Raw genomic sequence first — 20,857 nt, 5'->3', positions numbered from 1 at the left:
GCTCCTGGCCACCCGAGTGGTGCGGGCCGGATGGGCCGGCGTTACCGCCGGCAGCGGCCGCTTCAGCGGGACCTTCCGGCTCCGCCGGCTCCTCCGGGCCGTGGCCGCGGCCATCGGTAGCGTCCGCGTCGGCTTCGGCCCGTTCCCCCGCGGGGTCCGGTTCGGCGGGGCCGCCGGGGTCGCCCGTACCCGCCGGGCCGAGCGGGCGCTCCGGACGGCAGGTAGTGCCGGGGGCAGTGGCCGATGCCCCTCCGGCTCCCGGTCCGCCGGTTCCCCCCGGTTCCGCAAGGCCAGCCGCACGGCCCGGAACCCCCGGCCGGCCGGTGCCGTCAGCACCGGTCGGCTCCGCCGCAGCAGCCCGCTCAGCGGCGCCTGCCGGTTCGGTGGGGTCGGGGGCCGGCGGGATCACTCGGTGGTCCGGTCGAAGGTGACCTCCTGGGTGTTGCCGTCCCCCACCTGCACGGCCGTCGGCCCGGAGAACGTGTTGTGCGTGATCTCGATCCGTCCCACGGCCGCGGCCGTGGTGTGCTGGGCCACCAGCGCGCGCAGTTGCTCGGCCAGGGCAGCCCGCTCCGCGTCGCCGACGCTCTCCAAGAGGCCCTCGAACCGGGTCTGCCAGATGATCTCCTGCTGGATGCGCGCGGCGGCCGCGTCGGGCCGCCCGGGCGCCGCCAGTGCGGCCGCGGTCGCGTCGAGGTGCTCCAGCTCCGACCGCTCGCGGTGCGCGTCCCCGCGCCCGAAGAGCCGGGCCGTCCGTGCCCGGGTCTCCTCCCACAACGCCGTCCCGGCCTCCTGCACGACCGCGGACCCGCCCGCAGACGCCAGTGCCATCAGCGTTTCAGCCATCATGTGCTCCCCCTCGCATCGCCGCGTCAGCCGCTTTCCGTCGGTCCCTACCCACCCGTCAACCGTCCTGCACACCTCACCTGACCGGGTTCGTAACCCGCATGGACGGGGAACCGTACAGCGGCAGGGTTGGTCCGTCTGGGGAGGGCGTAATGACTGATCTTTGGCCAGGGGAGAACTTGTTGGGGCAGTGGATCGCCGGGACGGCGGTCGGGAGTCTGCAGATGGTCCGGACCGCGGGCCGGCTGGTTCTCACCGACCAGCGGCTGGCGTTCAAACCGCTGTTGTTCGGGGAGGGCGGCAGCGGCGTGTTCAAGCTCGCGTTCGGTCTGACCAACGCCGTCTCGGGGCTCGACGACCACTACCTCGCGCTGGTCGACATCACCGGGGTCGAGGCCATGAGCGGGCCGTCCCTGATGGCCGTCCACCTCCAGACCGGTGGGACGCGCCACTACCTCGTACTGCGCCGCCGGATCGGCCCGGTGTTCAGCAGCAAGCACGCCCCGTTCCGCGACAACGCGGTCGAGCGGATCGCCGCAGCGGTCGACGCGATCCGCAAGTAGGCGGCGAGGGCCGGGTGGCGCCGGCGCCACCCGGCCCACATCGGCCAAAGGCCCTGTGCACGTACCGCCGGGGCGCTACGTTTTTCAGACCGATCGGCATACAACGACCGACAACAGGGGGCTACATGCTGGCTGAGGCATTGACGGCGCTGGCCGCGGCAGGGGGTGCCGCGGTGGTGCAGGCGGCCGGTACCGACGCCTGGGAGGGAGTGCGCGGACGGCTGGCGCGGTGGTTCGGCCGCGGGAACGCCCAGCGGGAGCGCGACGAACTGGAGCGTCTGGACCGCAGTGCGGCCGAGGTCTCTGCCGCGGAGGACGACGGCACGGCCGACCGGGTCAGGGCGCGCCAGGAGGTGGCGTGGCAGACCCGTATCGAGACCCTGCTGGAGGGCCTGGACGACGAGCAGCGCACCGAGGCGGCCGGGCTCCTGCAGGAACTCCTGGAGCAGGCGGCCGCTCCCTCGTCCCCCGGCGGGGCCCCGGGGGTGTCCGGGAACACGTTCAAGGGCCCGACCGCGTTCCAGGTCGGCGACCACAACCGCCAGGATGTCCGCTTCGGCCCCCAGGCATGACCACGGCCGACGACGCAGGTCCGGTCGCCGGCAACGAAGGCAGGGGCGGGGGCGTAGGCGTAGGCGTAGGCGTAGGCGTAGGCGTAGGCGGCAACACCTTCAACGGCCCCGCCGCGTTCATCGCCGGCGACCACGCAACCCAGCACGTCACGTTCGTCCAGTGGAAGCCCGCCTACCGGATCGAGGGCTTCCCCGCCGCGCCCCGCCCGATACGCGCCCGCGCGCTGGCCGAGCAGCCGTCCCGGCTGCTGCGGGCCACGCACGCGGTGGTCCCGTTCACGGGCCGCGGAACCGACCTGACCGAGTTGGCCCGCTGGCGGGACGACCCGGCGGAGCACCTCGCCGTACGGCTGGTGCACGGCCCGGGCGGCCAGGGCAAGACCCGCCTGGCCGCCCGTTTCGCCGACCTGAGCCGGCGTGCGGGGTGGACGGTGTGGCAGGCGGTCCTCAACGAGACCGGCGCCGACCCCGTCGGCACCAGCCCGCTGCGCGACCTGGGCTCCGGTGTCCTGCTGGTGGTGGACTACGCGGAGCGTTGGCCCACATCGGACCTGCACGGGCTGCTGCGCGACCCGCTCCTGCACCGCACGGGCGTCCCCGTACGCATCCTGCTGCTGGCGCGCCCGGCCGGTGTGTGGTGGGAGGTCCTGCACACCTGGATCGAGGACCACCTCGACGCCCCGGGCGAGGCCCATGCGCTCCTGCCGCTGGCCGACGCCCCCCGGGCACGCGCCGACCTGTTCCAGCAGGCCAGGAACCGCTTCGCCGACCACCTCGGCCTCCCACCCGCAACGGCCGACGCCATCGACCCGCCGCCTGACCTGGACACCGACGTGGACTACGCCCAGGTCCTGACGATCCACATCGCGGCCCTGGCCGCAGTCGACGCCCGCCTCCACGACGACCTGGCACCCACCGACCCCGCCCGCGCCAGCGCGTACCTCCTGAAACGCGAGCGCGGCCACTGGGCCGCCTTGCACAAGCGCCCGCACGAACCGCTGTCCACGCCTCCGCAAGCGATGGGCCGTACGGTGCTCACGGCCACCCTCACCCGCCCCCTGGGACGCGACCCCCACGGCTGGGACGCCCTGCGCCGGGTCGGCCTCGCCGACACCGAGGCCGCCGCCGACACCATCCTGGACGACCACCGCTACTGCTATCCCCCGCCGGGCATCGACCCGGCCGGGACGCCGCCGGTGCTGGAGCCGTTGTACCCCGACCGCCTGGGCGAGGACTTCCTCGGCCTCAGCACACCGGCCGGCGGCCCCGATACGCCGCATCCGGTGCCCGGAACGGTCGACGACTGGGCGGATCGGGCCGCGGAACGCCTGATCCTCGGCCGCGCCGGCACCGACTCCCCCGCGCCGTGGACCCGCGACACGCTGACCGTACTGATCGAAACGGCCCGCCGCTGGCCCCACATCGCCGCCGGTCAGCTCTGCCCGCTCCTCAAAACCCACCCCGAACTCGCCCTGTACGCCGGCGGCACGGCCCTCGCGACCTTGGCCGCCATCGAAACCGTCGACATCACCGTCCTGGAGGCCATCGAGCCCCACTTCCCACCCGGCCGGCACACCGACCTCGACCTAGGTATCGCCGCCATCGCCGACCGCCTGGCCCGGCACCGCCTGGCGAACGCGCAGGACCTGTTCACCCACGCCCACGTCCTGGCCCTGCTGGCGATCCGCCAGTCCTACGCGGGCCTGCACGACGACGCCCTCGTCAGCGCTCAACGAGCCTCACAAAGCTGGCGCGACCTCACGCGAACCGACCCCGCCCATGAATCCGACTTCGCCGCCTCCCTGTCCAACCTCGGCGTCCAACTGTCCAAAGCGGGGCGGCGAACCGAAGCCCTCACCACCACCGAGGAAGCCGTGGCCATCTACCGTCGACTGGCCGCCGCCGACCCGGCCGCACACGCACCCGACCTCGCGGCCATCCTGACCAATCGCGGTGCCCAGCTCCTGGAAGCGGGACGACGGAGCGAAGCCCTCACCACCACCGAGGAAGCGGTAGCGGCCTACCGGCGGCTGGCCGCGGCCGAGCCGGCCGCACACGCACCCGATCTCGCCACCTCCCTGACCAACCTCGGCATCCAGCTGTCGGAAGTGGGGCGGCGGACCGAAGCCCTCACCACCACCGAGGAAGCGGTGGCGACCTACCGACGACTGGCCGCGGCCAATCCGGCCGCACACGAGTCCGACCTCGCCGACGTGCTGACCAACCTCGGGACGCAGCTGTCGGAAGTGGGACGACGGACCGAAGCCCTTGCCGCCACCGAAGAAGCAGTGACGGTCTACCAGCGGCTGGTGGCGGACAACCCAGCCGCGTACGAACCCGACCTCGCCCGCTCCCTGACCAACCTCGGCATCCAGCTGTCGGAAGTGGGACGACAAGCCGAAGCCCTCACCACCACCGAACGGGCAGTGACGACCTACCAGCGGCTGGTGGCGGACAACCCAGCCGCGTACGAACCCGACCTCGCCACCTCCCTGACCAACCTCGGCAAGCAGTTGTCGGAGGCGGGACGGCAGACGGAGGCCCTCGCCGCCACCGAACGGGCAGTGGAGATCCGACAGCAACTGGCCACGGACAATCCGGCCGCACACGGCCCCCTCCTCGCCCGCTCCCTGATCAACCTCGGCGTGGATCTGGCAGCGGCGGGACGGCCCACCGAAGCCCTCACCGCCAGCCAGAAGGCGGTGACGGCCTGCCGGCAACTGGCGGCGGACAACCCGGCCGCGTACGAACCCGACCTCGCCACCTCCCTGGCCAACCTCGCCGTACGGCTGTTCCAAGCGGGACGGTGGGCCGAAGGCATCGCCGCCTGCCGGCAGGCGATGGACATCCAACGGCGGCTGGCCGTGGACAATCCGGCGGCCCACGCACCCGACCTCGCCCGCGTCCTGTTCCTCTGGGCGACGATGCACACAGCGCTCCAGCAGGACCTGCCCGCGGCGCTGCGAGCGACGGGCGAGGCGGTCGAGCTCTACCGCAAGCTCCTGACCGGGGCGCCCACCGAGTACACGCTGCCGCTCCGTGCCGTGCTCGGCCTCCAGGCACACCTGCTCCTCCGGTTCGGTCGGCTCGGAGAAGCCCGCGCGATCCGCAAGTGGCTTGCCGTGACCGACGCCGCCTCCGCACCTGGTGAATAGGGCATCCGGCCGCCCTCCTGCACCGCGTGTCGGCTGCATGCGGCTACCTGCTGGGGAGGGGAACATGGGGGCCATGGGAAAGCTCATCCACTTCGTGCACCAGTCCCTCGACGGCTACATCGAGGGTCCGAACGGCGAGTTCGACTGGCCCGTGATGGGCGCGCAGCTCTCCGCGTACTCGCGGGAGCTGACCCCCGAGGGCACGGTCTTCCTGTACGGCCGCAAGGTCTGGGAGATGATGGCCGGCTTCTGGCCGGAAGCCGAGAAGCTCTCCGACGACCCGCACGACCTCGCCTTCGCCCCTCTCTGGCGCGCCGCGCCCAAGGTGGTGGTCTCCACCACGCTGACTGCGGCCGGCTTCAACACCCGGATCATCTCGGGGAACCCCGCCGAGCAGATCGCCGACATGAAGGGCTCCGGCGCGGACCTGGTGCTGTTCGGCGGTGCGGAGCTCGCCGCCCACCTCACCCGGCACCGGGTGATCGACGAGTACCACGTCGTCGTCCACCCGCTGCTGCTGGGCGGGGGCCGGCCGGCGTTCCCGGCCGGCGCCCACCGTACGGGCCTGGAACTGGTCGACACCCGCCCCTTCGACGGCCGCACGGTCCTGCTCCGCTACCACCTCGCCACCACCGTCGACGGGGCGTAGACCGCGCGTCCGACTCGGCTCCGCCACATCGCACGACGCCGTGCCGAGCACACGGCGGACGGGCGGGCCCGGGGACGCCGCTGGGCTGTTGGCCTGGCGGGTTATGTTGTGGCTTTCGTCGGGGGACTACGTACGGAGCAGGGCATGACACAGAACAGCGGGCAGGGGCACGACCCGGGACAGCAGTACGGGGGCGGCTGGGGCGGGGGCCCGCAGTGGGGGTATCCGCCGCCGGCGGCGCCGCAGCCGGGGGTGATACCCCTGCGCCCGCTGGACCTCGGGGAGATATTCAGCGGCGCGTTCGCCACCGTTCGGGGCCACTGGAAGCAGCTGGCCGGGGTCATGCTGGCCGTGCTGGGCATCGTCCTGCCGGTCATGGGCCTCGCGGTGGGCATCGCGGTGGCTTCGGTGTTCGAGCACTTCGAGCCCGTCTTCAACCCGCCGTTGGGCGAGGACCCCGCCTCCGAGGACGTCGTGCCGCTGCTCGTCGCGGCCGGGGTGCTGTTCGTCGTGCTGCTCGTGGTGGGGGTGTTCGGCACGGCGGTGATCGCCGCGCTCTGCCCGGCGGTGCTGAAGGAGGCGGTGACGGGCCGCCCGACCACGTTCCGGACGGTGTGGCGCGCCTCCGTCCGGCGGGCTCCCGCGGTGGCCGGCGCGACGCTGCTGGCCGGCCTGGTCGCCGGCGCCCCGATGGTCGCGGCGCTGGGGGTGGGGATTCCGGTGACGATCGCCGCGGCCGTCTCGGCGGACGGCGATGCCCCCGCGGCCATCGTCCTGATCCCGCTGCTGATCCTGGCCGCCCTGCCGGTGACCGTCTGGCTCAGCACCCGCTTCGGTCTGGCCTCGGCCGTCGTGGTGCTGGAGGGCCTGGGTCCGGTCGCCGCCCTGCGCCGCTCGACCGCACTGGTCCGGGGCGCCTGGTGGCGGATCTTCGGCATCACCCTCCTCGGCGGCATGATCGCCGGGGCGATCGGGTGGGCGATGCAGCTGCCGTTCAACCTCGTCGGCACGTTCGCACTGCTCCCCGCCACGGCCGGGTTGCCGGAGGACGGTGGCCCGACGGCCGGGTTGATCGCCGGCCTGGTGTTCACGTTCCTGCTCGTGATGTTCGGCGGCGCTGCCGGGCAGATGTTCCAGATCGGATTCACGCAGCTGGTGGGCTCCCTGCTGTACGTCGACCAGCGGATCCGGCGCGAGGGACTCGCCGAGGCGATCCTCGCCGACCTGGCCACCGGCCCGGCGCCGTACACAGCTCCGGCTCCGGCTCCGGCTCCGGCTCCGGCTCCTGGGTCGGCCGCTGGGCCGGCCGTGCCGCCGGAGAGTGGTGGGGCGGACGGCGGGCGGTAGCCCGCAGCGGAGCTGCCGGCCTGCGGGCCGGTCCCGATCGGGGGCCCGCTCCACCGCCCGACCGTACGCGGTCGAAGGGGCGGGGGGCGGGCCCCTCTCCATGCGAAAAGGCCCTGCCCGGGCGCACGCCGCAGCTACGGCACGCGCCCGGGCAGGGCTCGGGAGGACCCGGAAGGGGTGGGTCAGAACGCGGACTTCGACGCGGTGACGACCACGCACTCCTTGTACTCGCTGCCGTCGCCCTTGCCGGTGTACGGCGTGGTGGCCTCGGCCTTGGCGGACGCGCTCTTCGCGACCTTGAGGCCGGTCACCTTGGCCAGGGCCAGGTTGGCGTTCGAGGTGGCGTCCCCGCGGAACTTCATGGTGATGTCGTACGTGTAGTCCAGCGGAGCGCTGTTGGTGACGGTGAGGCGGGCCACCAGGTTCTTGCCCTCCAGCTTGCACCCGTCGATCCGGATGTCCCGCTCCGCCTTGTCGCGGCTGGAACCGTTCGGGACGGAGGTGCCGCCCGAGGTGCTGGTGCTGGTGCCGTCGTTGTCGTGGCTGCCGCCCGTGGTGGTGCTGCCGCCGCTGGTGCTGCCGGAGCTGCCCGAGCTGCTGGAGTGCGAGCTGGAGCCGTGGCCGCCACCGCAGCTCGCGCCGTGGGAACCGCGGGCTCCGGTCAGTGCGAAGACGGCGATACCGAAGACGGCGACGGCGCGGACATGGCGAAGCTTCACGTTTCAACCCCCGTTGAAATGGCAATGGATAAGCGCCCGGTCTTGACGAGCGCACGTCACCCTAGCAGTGGACGGGGATCTTCCGCTTCACAGATCTGTCTCAAAGCGGCCCCCGTCCGTGGACGGGAACGTGCACCCGGAGTCGGGCCCGCTCGCGCCGGGCGACGGAAGAGGGCCCGGACGGATATGCACCCGCCGGGCAACAAAAGGGGCAGTCGCCCGTCAGGAAAGCGTCTTGGCCGTGCTGGTGACGACCCGTTGGGCCCGAAGGGCGGTCAGGTCCGCAGGGCCAGTTCGGCGGCGATGGTCTTGCCCACGGGCGGGCGGTCGTGGACCTCCCAGCGCGTGGCCACGGCCTGTACGAGGAGGAGGCCGCGGCCCGCCTCGGCGAGCAGGTCGGGGCACGCAGGCCCCGAACCCGAACCCGAGCCCGGGGCCGGGGCCGGCGCCGGGGGGCGGCACTCGCCGCGGGTGTCGGAGACCTCGATGCGGAGCACGTCCGCGGTGAGGTCACCACGAGTTCGAAGTTCCGGCCGGGAACCCGGCCGTGGGTGACGGCGTTCGCCGTGAGCTCGGCCAGTACGAGGGCTGCGGCGTCGGAGGTGTCGCTGCCGGGCGGAACGCCCCAGGCGTGCAGCTCGTGGAGGGCGAGGCAGCGCGCGAGCCGGGCGCCGCGCGGGGTGGAGCTGAACCGCTGGGAGAACACACGTACGGTCACCGGCGTCTCCCGGGTCCGCTGTGCAGGGGGTGGCGTCATGACCCCGATGTGGCGGCGGGATTCGGCGTTCGCCAGGGTCGCGGCGCGTACGCTCGGTCAGCGTACGCGCACCGAGGGTGGACAGTACGCATCACCGAGCGTGAGCATGGGCGGGGTCGGGAGCGTTACGGAAGTACGTGCGCGGGAGGTGGCCCGGGATGGCCTACAAGAAGACGGACGAGGGCAGCGGTACGGGCAGCAGGGGGACGCGCGGCCGCGGCCCCTCCGGCGGGAAACCGGAGGCGTCGGACAGCCTGCGCACCTTCGGCGCGGTCGTCCAGGCCCTGCGGGAGCACGCGCGGCTGAGCCGGCAGGAGTTCGGGGAGCGCGTCCGCTTCTCGAAGCACACGGTGGCCTCGGTCGAACAGGGCCGGCGCATGCCGGACGAGGACTTCGTCGAACGGGCCGAGGACGCGCTCGGCAACACGGGCGCACTGCGGCGGGCGGCCCGTCACCTGTCCCGCCAGCCGGGATTGGCCAGCTGGTTCCGGCCCTGGGCGCGGATGGAGCAGAAGGCGATGACGCTGTACACGTACGAGTGCCGCATGATTCCGGGCCTCTTGCAGCCGGAGTCGTACGCGCGCACGCTGTTCGTGGACCAGCTGCCGCCGCTCAGCGACGCCCAGATCGAGGCCCAGTGGACGGCGCGGGCGAAGCGGCAGCGGTTGCTGAGGGGCCGTCCGAACACGACGTTCGGGTTCATCCTGGAGGAGCACCTGTTCCGGCGGGGTGGAGGTGACCCGTGAGCTCATCGACCACGTGCTGGAGGTCGGGGAGCTGCGGAATGTCGAAATCCAGGTGATGCCGCTGGAGCGGCCGGCGCATGCGGGGCTGGACGGGCCCATGCAGCTGCTGGAAACCCGGGAGGCAAGGTGGTTCGCCTACTGCGAGGCGCAGCGAAGCAGCGTGCTGATCGCCGACTCCAAGGAGGTCAGCGTCCTCCAACGACGGTATGCCGGGATGCGGGCACAGGCCCTCTCCCTGGAGGACTCCGTGGGCCTGTTGAGGGAGATCCGAGGAGCGCTATGAGCACGGAAGAACTGGCCTGGTTCAAGAGCAGCTACAGCAGCAGCGGGTCCGGCGACTGCGTCGAAGTCGGCCTCTCCTGGCACAAGTCCAGCTACAGCAGCGGCGGCGACGGCGACGGCGACTGTGTCGAAGTCGCCACCTGCCCCTCCGCGGTCCACGTCCGGGACTCCAAGCACCGGAACGGCCCGCGGCTCAGCCTCTCCCCCACCGCATGGGCCGGCTTCCTGGCGTACGCAGCCGAAGCCTGATCCGGACGCGGATGGTGGCGGGGGCCGCGCCAACGGCCCCCGCCGGGCGGCGTGGATCCGGACCGTCGGCTCCCGCGCGGGTGGTGCGAATCTTCAGGGATCCGCCCCAAGGGCAGTATGCGCGGCCGGAGGGTTGTTCAGTGCGGTCCGTTCTTCGTGAACGCCCGCGGCCGGGCACGCGGCTCTGAGCTGGGAGGACGTACCGGGCGGAGACTTGTTCACGACCGGGCGTGCGGCCGCAGGGATTGTTCGCGCTGGCGCCATATGGCATGACATGCCGGAATTCTGGGCTTTTTGCAGGCCAGTGTTGCGGGGACGCGGGCTCGGGCATGGTGGAGGGGCGCCCGCAGGTCGGAACGCCGACCGCGAGTGGACCGTAGCGCCAACTGCGGTACTGCGAAGGCGCGTTGGGTGTGCGTATCCGGACCGTCGTTCTCGAAGGAGTCGTCGTCATGGTGATGTCCGTGGCTTCCGGTACCTCCGTTCTTCCATGGGCGTGGGGGCGGCGCCTGTCCCCCGTCCTCGTCGTCAAGGTCGTCGTCATCGCGGTGGTGGCCGTGGTCACCGCCGTCCTCGGGGGGCTCGGGCAGGCCCCGGGGACCTCGCTCGCGGTGATCGTCATGGTCACCACCACCGCGCTGGAACTCGCCCGCCGGATCACCGGTGACGGGCCGGGCTCCGGCGAGCGCGGGGGCCCGGCCGGTTCAGGGTCCGGTTCCGGCGTACGGGCCGGCCGGTAGCGGCATGGGTACGGGACGGCAGGGGCGGCCCCAGCGGCCCGTCGACCCCACCGTCCCGGCCCTGGCGGAGCTCGCGCGGGAACTGCGCGAGCTCCGTGCCGCGGCCGGGCTGACCCTCGACGAACTGTCCGCCGCCACGCACTGGAGCAAGGGCGCGCTCAGCGCGGCCACGACCGGGCGCGACCTGCCGCGCTGGGAACTCGTCAAGGATTGGGTGCTGGCCTGCGAGGCGGACGCCAACCTCGACCTGTGGCGCGCCCGGCACGAACGGGCCCGCGTGCAGCACCAGGGCACCCGGGTCGTCCTGCCGGGCCCCACCCCGGCCCCCGCGCCGGCCCCGGCGGCCGACGGGCCGTCCGGTGGTGTGCCGTCGGGCGTACCTGCCGCCGGTTCGCCGCCCCTCGGGGAGCCGCGGTCCGGCACGGGCCCGGGGGCGGCCGGCACCGGCCCGGCGCTGCCCGGCGAACCGGCGGTGACCGGCGGGCCGCTGACCACCCCCGGCACCGCAGGCAGCACCAGTGCCCCGGGCGCCGCGGGCGCCTCCGGCACCCCGGGCGCGGCCGCGGTCCCGGCCGCCGGCGCCCTCCCCGGCCCGCTGGAGCGGGACGCCTGGCGGACCCTCGCCCCCGACCGGCGGCCCTGGGGGGTCAACGCGCACCCGGCGCCGATCCCGATCCGCTACACCACCGTCGGGCCCGACTTCACCGACACCGGCTCCGGCGCCGACGCAGCCGACCTCAGCGGGCGCTACGACCAGATCGCGGAGGTCTTCGCGCTCGCCCGGCACCCGCGGCTGCTCATCCTCGGTGACCGCGGCACGGGCAAGACCCAGCTCGCCCGCCACCTCGGCACGCGACTGCTCACCGCGGACGACGGCCGTGGGGGCGGAGGTGACGCTGGCGGAGGTGTCGGGGGTGGTGGTGGCGCGGTTCCCGTACTGGTGTCGCTGCGCGGCTGGCGGCCCGAGCACGGCCCGGACAGCCTGCTGGCCTGGATCGCGGACGCGCTCACCGACTGCACCACGGAGGACGTCCGCACCCTCCTCGGCCGGCACCACCTGCTGCCCATCCTCGACGACTTCGACAGCCTGAACCCGCGTCAGCGGGTCCGCGCCCTGCACCTCTTCAACCGGCTGCCGGAGCAGGCGCCGTTCGTGCTGGTCAGCGGCTGGGCCGAGTTCGCGAGGGCGGTGGAGAAGACCGACACCGTCATCGCGGGCAGCGCCGGGGTACGGCTGCGTCCCGTCGGGGTCGGGGAGCTGCGCGGCTGGATCCAGCGCAGCTCGCGTTCCCGTGCGAAGGAGCAGGACTGGGAGCCGGTGCTGGAGGCGCTTGCCGCCCGGCCGGACGCGCCGGCCGCCGCCGTCCTCGCCGACCCGATGCTGGCCTGCGCCGCCCGGCTGCTCTACACCGACGGGCGGGCCGACCCCGCCGAGCTGATCGCCGAGGACGCGACCGTCGAGTCGCTGGAGATCCGCCTGGTGCAGCACCTGTTCGGCGCGCTCCCCCCGTACCGCCACCACCCGGGGCGGCTGCACGAGCAGCGCCGCCACGCGGTCCTGCACCTGCTGGCCGGGCGCGAGCACGAGGAGGGCGGGCCCGTCGGCGACCTGCGGGTGCTCTACCGGGGGCGGCGTCCCACCCGGCGGCGGGCCGGCATCCAGGCCGCGGTGCTGGGCCTGCTGTCGTGGCTCCTGCTCAACCTGGCCGAATCCGACGCGGTGCAGGGGCCGTACGCGTCGTCGGACCAACCGGCCCTGGGAGTGGCCGGGTTCGTGGTCGGGACGCTGATCGGATTCGGCTGGTACGGCTACCTGCGGCACCGGCTGGACGACCGGGCACCCCGCGCGGACCCCATCGGCCGCGCCGGGCAGTGGCTGCTGCGGGCCGTCCCGGCCGGGCTGGCGCTGGTCCTCGCGTTGCCGATCAGCGGCACCGCGGCGGAGGACTCGCCCCTGCTGGTGCTGGCCACGCTGCCGATCGGGATCGCCGTGTGGACCGCCGAGCAGGCAGTACGGCAGGCGGATCCCCGCTGGCTGCTGACCGACCTGTTCTTCCCGCTGCTGTTCCTCCTGCTGTTCCTGGGCCTCGCGTCGTCGGCGGGCGGCATCGGATTCACGCTGTGCTTCCTGGTGCCGGTGTTGTCCTGGATCACCGTGAACGGGCACTGGGTGCGGGCCGTGTTCGCCTCCCGGTTCGCTCTGTGGGACCTCCACCCGGGCGTCGTACGGCGACTGCTGCACGAAGCCACGGCCCCGGACATCCTGCGCGTCGGCCCGCGCGGGTGGTCCTTCACGCACCCGGCCGTCGCCCGCTGGTACCGGAGCGCACCGGGGCTGCCGGAGGGGGATACGGGGCGGGTCTAGCGGGGGCGTGGCGACGGCAGGGGCGGGCGGCGGCAGGGGCCGGGGGCGGCGGTTTTGCGGTTCCGGCAAGTTTCCTGGGCCGTTTCGGCACGCGGTCCGAGCATGGGCGGCATCTGCTCCCTACCGGAAGGCGGCCTCCTGATGAAGACCGCGGCGACCCGCTCCGCCCCTGACACCCCCCCTGAAGTCCCGGCCGTCCCGACCGAGTTGAGTGCGCGGAGGCGGTGGACGGTGTTGGCCGTCTGCGCGCTGAGCATGTTCCTCGTCGGTCTCGACACCACCATCGTCAACGTCGGCCTGCCCGTGATCGGGCGCGGCCTCGGGGCGGACACCCGGAGCCTGGAATGGGTCGTGGACGCCTACACGATCATCCTGGCCGGCCTCCTCATCGCGTCCGGCGCGCTCGCCGACCGCTTCGGGCGGCGCCGGGTGTTCCGCTGCGGGCTCGTCGTCTTCGGGGTGGCCTCGGTGGTGTGCGCGCTCGCCCCGTCGCTCGGCTTCCTGATCGCGGCGCGCGCCGTGCAGGGCGTCGGGGCGTCGATGCTGAGCCCGGTGGCGCTGGCGATCGTGGTGAACGCGATGCCCGACCCGCGGGAGCGGGCGCGGGCGATCGGCGTGTGGGCGTCGGTCTTCGGGCTCAGCATGGCGGCGGGGCCGGTGACGGGCGGGGCGCTGGTCGAGGCGTTCGGCTGGCGGTCGGTGTTCTGGATCAACGTGCCGGTGATCGCCGCCGCGCTCGTCCTGGTCGCCGTGTTCGTACCGGAGTCGCGTGGGGAGCGGGCCCGGCGGGTCGACCTGCCCGGGCAGGTGCTGCTGACCCTGGCGCTGGGCGTGTCGGTCGGGCTGCTGATCGAGGGGCCGCGGATGGGGTGGGCCTCGGCGCCCGCCCTGGCGGGGTACGCGGTGGCCGCGGCGGCGACGGCCGCGTTCGTACGGGTGGAGCTGCGGCGGGAGGAGCCGTTGATGGACCTCGGGCTGTTCCGGCGGAGGGGGTTCGCCGCGGCGGTGCTGGGCGCGGTGGCCGTGTTCGTCGCGCTGAACGTGACGCTGCTGCTCACCACGCTGTACCTGCAGCAGGGCCGCGGCTGGACCCCGCTCGCGGCCGGGCTCATGACGCTGCCGATGGCGGTGGGGGCGACGCTGTGCGCACCGTGGTCCGGCAGGCTGGTGGGGCGGGTGGGGCCGCGGCGTCCGCTGGTGCTGGCGGGGGCGTTCATGGCGGCGGGCGGGCTGTGCCTGGTGGGGCTGGGCGCGGACACGAGCGTGCTGCTGCTCCTGGCCGCGTACCTGCTGATCGGCATCGGGTTCGGCTTCGCCAACGCCCCGCTCACGGACACCGCGGTCGGTGGTCTGCCGAAGGCGCGGGCCGGGGTGGCGGGGGCGGTGACGTCCGCCGCCCGGCAGGTCGGTGCGGCGGTGGGCATCGCCCTGGCGGGGGGCCTGGTCGCGGGGGCTGCCGGCCCGGGCGCGATCGCGGCGGCTTCGCGCCCGGGGTGGGCGCTGGTGGCGGGGTGCGGGGTGCTGCTGCTGGCGGTGGCACGGGCTTCGCGGAGCGGGGCGGGGACTGCCGGGGCGGGGACGAAGGCGACGGCGACGACGGCAACGGCAACGACGACAGGGACCCGTTCCTGAACTTTGTGCAGGACGGCCTCCGTTGCCTATCGTGAGCCCATGGCGCGCGAAACCCTGACCAAGGACCAGATCATCCGCACCGCGATCGAGCTGCTCGACGAGGAGGGGCTGGAAGGCCTCAACATGCGCAGCCTCGGCAAGCGGCTCGGCGCGGCGGCGACGGCGGTCTACTGGCACGTCAAGAACAAGGACGACCTGGTGCTGCTCGTCGGCGACGAGGTGTGGGACGAGGTCGAGCTCCCGGACCTGGACACGGTCGACTGGCGTACGGCGGCGACCCGGATGGCGCTGAGCCTGCACGCGATGCTCACCCGTCACCCGTGGCTCGTGCAGGCCTTCGGCTCCCACCTGTTCTACGGGCCCCGGAAGGCGCGCCACGACGACCGCATCCTGGCGGTGTACGAGGCGGCCGGTTTCAGCGGGGCGGCGGCCGACCGGGCGGCGGCGAGCGTGTTCACGTACGTCCTCGGCAACGCGCTCGGCGCCTCCGCCACCGCCTCCCTGAACCGGAAGATCAGCCGCGAGGGCCGCGACCCGGAGGAGGTCCTCCGCGAAACCACGGCGAAGGCGGCCGAGGCCGCGAGCGGCCTCCCGCACCTGCAGAGCCGCCTGAACACGACGTCAGCGGAATACAACGAGGCCCCGGAAGCCACCTTCACCTTCGGCCTGGAGTCCCTCATCGCGGGTCTGGAGACCCAGCTCGGGTAGTGCGGGGCAACAGTTCACTTGTGGGGGATCTGCTCAATCAGGGTGAGGTGACAGGAGGCCTTGAGGGTGGGGTGCTTCGAGACTATCCAGAACGAGCCGTCGGCGGCGCGGCCCACCGTCCGGGACCTGGTCTTCCACGAGGCCGGGACATAGCTCCTGGCACAGTTCAGCAGTTCCTGCTGGGCCTCCTCGCGGAGCTTGTTCCCGCTCAACGGGCGGACCGTTACCTGTCGTTGCGGGCTGGCGGCTCCGTCGGAGGTGAACGTCTCGTCGGTGACGATCAGCCAGGTGGTGGACATGGACGTGCTCCTCGTGTCGTGGGTGCGGGCGGGGGGGGGCCGTTCCCGGTCTGTTTCTTCTGCTCTCCGGGGTGAACCGCGCCCGAGCGGTGCGCCTGTCGCACCGTCGGAAACGAGAATGTCCGCGGGTCCGGGGGTAGGCGGGGCGGCGCGTGCGGTGGAATGCTGCACCCTCCGTTTCACCGCCCTGACCTGCGATTTCAGTGGTCCGGTGGAACATTCGGCAAGGGGTGTGGTCGTGTTGGGGAGTGCTCGTCCGTCCTTCATCGAGCTGGCCGGGGCGCTAGGCGGGGCACTGGACGAGTGGTCGGCAGCGGTCAGGCAGGCGCTCGCCGCCCAAGGCCGCTACCAGAACTGGCTCGCGCGGCGGCTGGGGACGCCACCGCCGAGAGTGTCCTTATGGCTGCGGGGGCGGGAACAGGTCTGGCTGAGCGGCGCGGGACTGCCCGGGGCCGGCACCACGCAGGGCATCGTCCGTGAGCTGGCTCTCGACGGCGAGCCGGCTCAGCGACTGGTCCGCCTCGCCGAGCGGATCGACCACCTGCAACGGCAGTTGGAGGAGCTCAGACCACGGGACTGGCGCAAGCGCGTCGAGGAACAGCTGCGGGCGGACGGGCTCCCCGCCATCGCAGCAGCAGCGCCGGAGCCTTCCCCGATTGCGGACGCGGCCGAACCCGCCGGTGCGCAAGCCCCCACCGCCCACGACTCCACACTCGGGCGGTGGGCCTCCCGGCCGCGTACGACACGGCTGGTGGCGGCCGCCACGGTGGCGGTCGCGGCCGCGGGCCTCGTCGCCTACCTGGGCTCCGGACGGCCGGACGGCCCCGGAACCGCCGGGGCGACCTCCACCCCGGCAGCCGTACGCACGCATGCGGGACCGGGTACGGATACAAGTACGAGCGCGGGTACCGGGCCCGGTGGCTCCGCGCCCGCGCTCGAACAGCCCGGGCTGGAGAAGGACACCCTGGGCCCGGACAGCCGCTGCAGCGAGCCGCTGCCCGGACCGGAGGCCGTGGTGTGGCGGGTCTGTGCGCAGGTCGAGGCGGGCCGGGTCTCGTTCGCCGTCAAGCTCACCAACCAGGCGGACGGGGCGACGACGGCCCGGGTGCGGGTCCGGGTGCAGTACGTGCAGGCCAAGGTGTTCCACCCGTGCCCGATGGCACCGAACGCGCAGCCGGTCGACGTCCCGGCGGGCAAGACGGTCATCACGGACCCGGGCCTGTGCTCCGTCCCCCGCGAGGCGGTGCCGTTCGCGTACCAGGGCGTGGGCTGGGTCGTCCCGGCCAACGCCAACGGCGGCTCGTACGAACTCTCCCCCACGGCGCACGTCTACCCGGACCGCACCCTCTGGAAGCCGGACCTCCTCTGACGCCGCCCGCGTGTTCCACCAGTGTCGGAATCCGCCGGCATACGGAGCTACATGAACGGCGACGCCGCCCGCTGGCGGTGCTCGCGCGCTGTTGGGCTGCAAGCTCTCTCGTGTGCGCCAATGTCGGCGTTGGCATTGCCGTCAGATGGCAACGCCGCGTGAGGGCGGTGGATCAGGCTTTGGGCCGGCTCGCCCGGGTTGGGGTCGGCATGGTCAGGGGGCCGTACGCTGGCCGGCAACTCGGGCAGGCTTTGGGCCTGACCGCAATGTGAACGAGTGGCCCCCTGGCCTTGCCCGACGCGGACCCGAACCGGGGAAGTGGGCACAGCCCACGGAACCGCCCGCCGGACCGCCGACCTTCGTCCCGGTCAACTCCCCACCGTTGCACGGCCGTCGGCCTGACGCTCCCAGTGCTGGCGCGTCCGGGCTCCTCCGCGCTCCCGGCGGTCCGCCATACTGTCTCTGCGCGGCCTGGTCGCTGGCCGGATCTCGGCGGCGAAGCCCAGAGCGGGCCGGGTGGGCGGCCGAGCCGCACGCGACCCGCGGGCCAGCGGGACGCACATCGGAAGCCTCGCTCTGATCCGGCAGCCGGCATCCATCGCGCCAGGCCGACAGGCCCGAGCGCTCAGCCCTCGGCTTGGCACAGGATGCCCGGCGCCAAGACGTTCACGAAGACCACGGATCACACCCGTGACACAGACGCCTCGTACGAGCCGGTCCACCAGGGCAGTTCTCCGCTGACATGGCCGTCAGCGTTGCCGCAGCATCGTATTTGCCGCGCACCCGAAATCCAAGTAGCCCCCTTCATCGGATACAAGGGGGCTACCGTAGCCGCAAGGCCCATCAGATTTGTTCACTCAGGACAAAATTCCACAAGATCAACCCTTCGGGGGCCAGGAAATAAACCCCTCGAACCTCTTCTCGGTCTCCTCGTCCGACAAATCCCCCCCGATGGCATGCCATCGTGTAAATTTTCCGGCCACAGCGAGTCGCATGCCGAAGGCTCGCGCCATGTAATTTACGACCTGGAATGCCGTGCCAGTGCGATCGTCAGACGGGCCCAGTTCGTCCACCAATCTTCGCAGCACCATCACAATCGATTGCTCGGTAACCCAGCAAGAGCGGATCGATTGAATGATCCTGCTTCGTTCCGCTTCATATTTCTCGACACCCATCCATTCCTCCTATCCAGTAAAGTAGACCATCACCTCTTGAAATGTTCCGTCAGAATTTTGGAGTGACATATCGTGATCGATGAATACGCTAGACCACCCCCTCCTCTTGGCCTGCCCACCGGTCCACGTTCCCCGCGCTGCATCCTCAAGCGAGGATCCTCCGCGGATCAACTCGTTGAACTTCCTGAGGTTCGTGTCCAGTGGACCTGCGTTCCAAGACGCCGTGATCCCCCGGATGTTCGCTGCGCCGCCGAATGCATCCAGTGCCTCCTGAAACATCTCACTACCCGTCGGAACCCCTTCGATTCTGGATCCAGTGGGTGTCCTGGCCCTAAGGGTCATCTCCACCATGCCATCTTCGAAGGTGGCCGAGAGCCCACGATTATCCGTCGCTCCGTAGCGATTCTCGTAATACTGGGTACCGCAGTTGTGTACGAGGACCGGCGTGGCGCCTGCCAGCACATAGTACGTGTGGAAGGCGTTGACGGTGAGGTTGTGGGTGGTTACTGCGTAGGGGTAGTTGCGCTTGGTCTTGACCGTGACGGCGGTGCCGTCGGGGCGGCGGAGTTGCTCGCCCGGGTTGAATTCGCCCGCGTCGACCCCCTGGCGGCGGGTCTCGTTCCAGTGCGGGTGGTGGAAGGTGGAGGTGAGCTGGGCGGGCGGGGCCCGGGGGTTGGAATCGTCGGTGAGGGCGAGGTCCGTGAACTCCTTGTCGTCGGGCGTGGTGATGGTGGCCGTCACCTGCTGCGGACGGGTCTCGCCCGTCTGGGGGTCGGTGGCCAGGACCGTGTCGCCGATGCGGACGTCCTGGATCTCCTTCGTGCTGCCGTCCGCCATCTGGACGCGGGTGCCGGTCGGGAAGCTGTTGCGCTTGACCTTGCATGCCGTTCCGGCGTCCGCCTCCGCGCCCCCGCTGCTGTGGGATTCGGCGGAGCCTGCGCCGGCCTCCGCATCGGACGTCTCGCGGGTGGCTTTGGATTCCGTTCCCGCGCTGTCGGTGGCTGTCTCCTTGCCGGCCTTCTCCGATGCCGATTGGGCTGCTTTGGCCTCGGCTTCGCGGGCTTCCTTGACTGCCGTCTTGGCCCGCGTCGCGGCCTCTGCCGCGCGGGACACCCCTCGCTCGGCTTCGTGGACGGCTCCGTACGCCTTGTTCAGCTCCTTGTAGATCTTGAAGGCCTTGATGCCGACCTTGATGGCCTTGGCGATCTTGCCCCAGGGAACGAAGTTCAAGGCCGTGTTGATGCAGGCCATGACGTCGCCCTTGGTGAAGCAGTCGCGGGCGTCGTTGTAGCCGATCAGGTCGCCGACGAGGTTGACGACCTCGTGGATGAGGTGGTCACGCCGCTGCTTGGCCTTGTGGAGGCGCGTCGTGGCAGCCTCCAGCTTGCTGCCGTCGTGGTCGTGGTCGCTCGTCTCCTCGTGGTGGGAGAAGGTCTGGGTCTTGACCCAGCCGCTCCCACCGCATTCGCCCTGCTCGCACTTGTACGCCAGCCCGGTGGGGTCCGACTTGTTGATCGGGTCGTTGTTGGAGTAGGCGTACGCGTTCCACTGCTGCGGATCGCCCGCGTCGACGATCGGGTCGGGGCTGATGAAGCGGCCCGTCGTCGGGTCGTACTCACGGGCTCCGAGGAGGGTGAAGCCGGTCGACTTCTCCCGCATGCCGCCGACGAAGCCCTTGTCCCCGGCCCAGGCGCCCGGGGCCGGCGGAGTCCCGCGCTCGTTGCCGAACGGGTCGGAGGCGCGGCGGACGTGGGCGAGGTCGGTGGCCTTGAACTGGACGCCGCCCGTGCCGTGGTGGTCGGAACCCTGGTAGGTGAGGTCGGACGCGCCGCCGGTGGTGGTGCGGGTGACGGACAGGCCGCCGGGCGCCGCGTAGGTACGGACGTTGCTGACCTTGCCGGTGGTGGTGTTGAGGGTGATCTGGTCGGTGCCGAGGTTCAGGGTGGTGCTGTCCGGGTCACGGCGGATGAGCTGGTTGCCGCCCGTGTCGTAGAGGTAGCTGGTGTTGCCCTTCTCGCCGGTTCCGGTGAGCTTGTCGAGCTTGCCCTGGTCGTTCCAGGTCAGGGTCCGGGTGCCGGGGGTGTCGGTGACGGAGGCGGTGTTGCCGCCCGCGTCGTAGGTGTAGGAGGTGACCTTGGTGCCGGCCGGGCCTGATTCCGTCGAGGTCATCAGGGCGTGCGGGCCGCCCGTACCGCCGCCCGTCTTCGGGTCGGTGGAGGGGGTGTTCTGGCGGCCGCCGAAGGTCTGGGTGACCGTCGTGTCCTTGGCGGTGTCGCCCGTGACGTCCTTGCGGACCAGCTTCTTGCGGTTGCCGATCAGGTCGTACTCGTACTGCTGCCAGTACGGAGCCGGGCCGCCGACGCTGGACTTGCCCGCGGCGTCGACCGCGGGACCGCTGGAGTTGGTGCAGCCTCCGATGCCGGGGACGCTGGGCTTGGGCGTGGTGGTCTGGCTGCCGGTGTCGGTCCAGGCCTGGGTGAGCCGGCCCAGGTAGTCGTGCGTGAAGCACTGCAGGTCGCGCTTGGCGCCGTCCTGGGTGTTGCCGACCGAGGTCAGCTGCCCGACCTGGTTGTAGGTGTAGTCGACGACGTCGACGCTCGCGGTCGCCGCGGTCTGCTTGTCGAGCGTGGAGCGGACGGGGCGGCCGGTCGCGATGTCGTAGTCGAGCGTGGAGACGATCTGCA

General features: G+C 72.0%; 16 protein-coding genes and 2 pseudogenes. 12 read left to right on the top strand and 6 right to left on the bottom strand.

The window, feature by feature from the left end:
• Positions 1–405: 405 nt before the first annotated feature.
• Positions 406–849, bottom strand: a complete 444-nt coding sequence (locus ACZ4VL_RS25715) for a hypothetical protein (RefSeq protein ID WP_468204280.1) — start codon at positions 847–849, stop codon at positions 406–408.
• Positions 850–998: 149 nt separating this feature from the next.
• Between ACZ4VL_RS25715 and ACZ4VL_RS25710 the strand changes: the two genes are divergently transcribed.
• The 5 genes from ACZ4VL_RS25710 to ACZ4VL_RS25690 all read left to right on the top strand — a co-directional run bounded on the left by ACZ4VL_RS25710 (position 999) and on the right by ACZ4VL_RS25690 (position 7,132).
• Positions 999–1,409, top strand: coding sequence for a hypothetical protein (locus ACZ4VL_RS25710; protein WP_468204279.1), 411 nt, complete (start codon positions 999–1,001; stop codon positions 1,407–1,409).
• 125 nt (positions 1,410–1,534) lie between these two features.
• Positions 1,535–1,981 (top strand): hypothetical protein, encoded by a 447-nt coding sequence (locus ACZ4VL_RS25705; protein WP_468204277.1) that lies wholly within the window; start codon positions 1,535–1,537, stop codon positions 1,979–1,981.
• Positions 1,978–5,136, top strand: a complete 3,159-nt coding sequence (locus tag ACZ4VL_RS25700) for a tetratricopeptide repeat protein (protein WP_468204275.1) — start codon at positions 1,978–1,980, stop codon at positions 5,134–5,136. The genes ACZ4VL_RS25705 and ACZ4VL_RS25700 overlap by 4 nt, the downstream gene beginning before the upstream one ends.
• 73 nt (positions 5,137–5,209) lie before the next feature.
• Positions 5,210–5,785, top strand: coding sequence for a dihydrofolate reductase family protein (locus tag ACZ4VL_RS25695; protein ID WP_468204273.1), 576 nt, complete (start codon positions 5,210–5,212; stop codon positions 5,783–5,785).
• Positions 5,786–5,929: 144 nt separating this feature from the next.
• Positions 5,930–7,132: a DUF7847 domain-containing protein gene (locus tag ACZ4VL_RS25690; RefSeq protein ID WP_468204270.1), complete on the top strand. Its 1,203-nt coding sequence runs from the start codon at positions 5,930–5,932 to the stop codon at positions 7,130–7,132.
• 182 nt (positions 7,133–7,314) lie between these two features.
• Here ACZ4VL_RS25690 and ACZ4VL_RS25685 read toward each other — a convergent pair whose 3' ends face one another.
• Positions 7,315–7,851, bottom strand: coding sequence for a hypothetical protein (locus ACZ4VL_RS25685; protein ID WP_468204268.1), 537 nt, complete (start codon positions 7,849–7,851; stop codon positions 7,315–7,317).
• Between the two features lie 275 nt (positions 7,852–8,126).
• Positions 8,127–8,608, bottom strand: a pseudogene (locus ACZ4VL_RS25680) (ATP-binding protein).
• Between the two features lie 158 nt (positions 8,609–8,766).
• Between ACZ4VL_RS25680 and ACZ4VL_RS25675 the strand changes: the two are divergent.
• The 6 genes and pseudogenes from ACZ4VL_RS25675 to ACZ4VL_RS25650 all read left to right on the top strand — a co-directional run bounded on the left by ACZ4VL_RS25675 (position 8,767) and on the right by ACZ4VL_RS25650 (position 15,330).
• Positions 8,767–9,637, top strand: a pseudogene (locus ACZ4VL_RS25675) (helix-turn-helix domain-containing protein).
• On the top strand, positions 9,634–9,885 hold the full coding sequence (locus ACZ4VL_RS25670; protein ID WP_468204266.1) for a DUF397 domain-containing protein: 252 nt from the start codon (positions 9,634–9,636) through the stop codon (positions 9,883–9,885). Before ACZ4VL_RS25675 ends, ACZ4VL_RS25670 begins: the two are co-directional and overlap by 4 nt.
• A 452-nt stretch (positions 9,886–10,337) precedes the next feature.
• Positions 10,338–10,625 (top strand): hypothetical protein, encoded by a 288-nt coding sequence (locus tag ACZ4VL_RS25665; RefSeq protein WP_468204264.1) that lies wholly within the window; start codon positions 10,338–10,340, stop codon positions 10,623–10,625.
• A gap of 4 nt (positions 10,626–10,629) precedes the next feature.
• Positions 10,630–12,990, top strand: coding sequence for a helix-turn-helix domain-containing protein (locus tag ACZ4VL_RS25660; protein WP_468204262.1), 2,361 nt, complete (start codon positions 10,630–10,632; stop codon positions 12,988–12,990).
• A 141-nt stretch (positions 12,991–13,131) separates the two neighbouring features.
• Entirely contained in the window at positions 13,132–14,622 is a 1,491-nt protein-coding gene (locus ACZ4VL_RS25655; RefSeq protein ID WP_468204260.1) for an MFS transporter, read from the top strand.
• Between the two features lie 39 nt (positions 14,623–14,661).
• Complete coding sequence (locus tag ACZ4VL_RS25650) at positions 14,662–15,330, top strand: TetR/AcrR family transcriptional regulator (protein WP_468204258.1); 669 nt, start codon at positions 14,662–14,664, stop codon at positions 15,328–15,330.
• Positions 15,331–15,344: 14 nt separating this feature from the next.
• On the opposite strand, the gene ACZ4VL_RS25645 is transcribed toward ACZ4VL_RS25650, so the two are convergent.
• Positions 15,345–15,629, bottom strand: a complete 285-nt coding sequence (locus ACZ4VL_RS25645; protein WP_468204256.1) for a hypothetical protein — start codon at positions 15,627–15,629, stop codon at positions 15,345–15,347.
• A gap of 238 nt (positions 15,630–15,867) precedes the next feature.
• On the opposite strand from ACZ4VL_RS25645, the gene ACZ4VL_RS25640 reads away from it, so the two are divergent.
• The gene (locus ACZ4VL_RS25640) at positions 15,868–16,998 is read left to right on the top strand and encodes a hypothetical protein (RefSeq protein ID WP_468204254.1); all 1,131 of its coding nucleotides are present in this window, start codon (positions 15,868–15,870) and stop codon (positions 16,996–16,998) included.
• A gap of 878 nt (positions 16,999–17,876) precedes the next feature.
• On the opposite strand, the gene ACZ4VL_RS25635 is transcribed toward ACZ4VL_RS25640, so the two are convergent.
• Positions 17,877–18,173, bottom strand: coding sequence for a hypothetical protein (locus ACZ4VL_RS25635; RefSeq protein ID WP_468204253.1), 297 nt, complete (start codon positions 18,171–18,173; stop codon positions 17,877–17,879).
• 9 nt (positions 18,174–18,182) lie between these two features.
• Positions 18,183–20,342 carry an RHS repeat-associated core domain-containing protein gene (locus ACZ4VL_RS25630; protein WP_468204322.1) on the bottom strand — a complete coding sequence of 720 codons (2,160 nt, stop codon included), beginning with the start codon at positions 20,340–20,342 and terminating at the stop codon, positions 18,183–18,185.
• Between the last annotated feature and the right edge of the window lie 515 nt (positions 20,343–20,857).

This window comes from Streptomyces sp. NPDC029014 (assembly GCF_055564695.1).
This window is presented reverse-complemented; position numbering and strand designations above follow the sequence as displayed.

Coding starts and splice junctions, on each gene's coding strand:
- ACZ4VL_RS25715 (WP_468204280.1), bottom strand. CDS start 849: ATGATGGCTGAAACGCTGATGGCACTGGCGTCTGCGGGCGGGTCCGCG.
- ACZ4VL_RS25710 (WP_468204279.1), top strand. CDS start 999: ATGACTGATCTTTGGCCAGGGGAGAACTTGTTGGGGCAGTGGATCGCC.
- ACZ4VL_RS25705 (WP_468204277.1), top strand. CDS start 1,535: ATGCTGGCTGAGGCATTGACGGCGCTGGCCGCGGCAGGGGGTGCCGCG.
- ACZ4VL_RS25700 (WP_468204275.1), top strand. CDS start 1,978: ATGACCACGGCCGACGACGCAGGTCCGGTCGCCGGCAACGAAGGCAGG.
- ACZ4VL_RS25695 (WP_468204273.1), top strand. CDS start 5,210: ATGGGAAAGCTCATCCACTTCGTGCACCAGTCCCTCGACGGCTACATC.
- ACZ4VL_RS25690 (WP_468204270.1), top strand. CDS start 5,930: ATGACACAGAACAGCGGGCAGGGGCACGACCCGGGACAGCAGTACGGG.
- ACZ4VL_RS25670 (WP_468204266.1), top strand. CDS start 9,634: ATGAGCACGGAAGAACTGGCCTGGTTCAAGAGCAGCTACAGCAGCAGC.
- ACZ4VL_RS25665 (WP_468204264.1), top strand. CDS start 10,338: ATGGTGATGTCCGTGGCTTCCGGTACCTCCGTTCTTCCATGGGCGTGG.
- ACZ4VL_RS25660 (WP_468204262.1), top strand. CDS start 10,630: ATGGGTACGGGACGGCAGGGGCGGCCCCAGCGGCCCGTCGACCCCACC.
- ACZ4VL_RS25655 (WP_468204260.1), top strand. CDS start 13,132: ATGAAGACCGCGGCGACCCGCTCCGCCCCTGACACCCCCCCTGAAGTC.
- ACZ4VL_RS25650 (WP_468204258.1), top strand. CDS start 14,662: ATGGCGCGCGAAACCCTGACCAAGGACCAGATCATCCGCACCGCGATC.
- ACZ4VL_RS25645 (WP_468204256.1), bottom strand. CDS start 15,629: ATGTCCACCACCTGGCTGATCGTCACCGACGAGACGTTCACCTCCGAC.
- ACZ4VL_RS25635 (WP_468204253.1), bottom strand. CDS start 18,173: ATGGGTGTCGAGAAATATGAAGCGGAACGAAGCAGGATCATTCAATCG.
- ACZ4VL_RS25630 (WP_468204322.1), bottom strand. CDS start 20,342: ATGACCTCGACGGAATCAGGCCCGGCCGGCACCAAGGTCACCTCCTAC.